General features: G+C 42.0%; 1 protein-coding gene. It reads right to left on the bottom strand.

What is annotated here, in order from left to right; genetic code table 11:
- Positions 1 to 28 precede the first annotated feature (28 nt).
- On the bottom strand, positions 29 to 555 hold a 527-nt coding region (locus HMPREF2885_RS03620; protein ID WP_148131125.1), incomplete at its 5' end, for a G5 domain-containing protein.

Below are 555 nucleotides of genomic sequence, written 5' to 3'. Positions count from 1 at the left end.
AAAGATGCTTTTGTACAATTAGAGAGCCTTAGTCTTTCTTACGAAGGACAAAAGCAGCTAGACTTGCAAAGGCAAGACCGATGACTGAAAGAAGACTAGATACTGCTGTACCTGTGCTTGGTAGAGCTTTCTTATCTTGACTTGCAGTTTCTTCTTTCTTAGTGCTTTCGGCTTGGTTTCCTGTTGTTGCAGGATCCTTCTTATCACCGTTGGTTGTTGTAGAAGCTACTTTCTTAGTTCCTACTTCAACGATCTCATCTACGGCTGGAGTTGTGATTGTGTTTGATTTCTCAACACGACCTGTCTCTTTTCCATCTGTGTAAGTCACTGTATAAACAATGGTGCGAACACCTTTTTGGCCAGCTGTTTTCACTCGGCGAGTTCCTTCTGGAAGATCTGGATTTGTTACTTCCTTAGTTTGGAAAGCAACTTCTTCTGTCTTGGTCTCTTCCTTAGTCGTTACAACTGGGGCTACTACTTTCTTAGTTCCAACTTCGACAATCTTATCTACTGCTGGAGTGGTGATTGTGTTTGATTTCTCAACACGACCTGTTT

Origin of the sequence: Streptococcus sp. HMSC062H02 (assembly GCF_001813005.1) — a bacterium.
Taxonomy (GTDB): Bacteria; Bacillota; Bacilli; order Lactobacillales; family Streptococcaceae; genus Streptococcus; species Streptococcus oralis_S.
The sequence above is the reverse complement of the archived record's forward strand: the minus strand, read 5'-3'. Positions and strand labels throughout refer to the sequence as shown.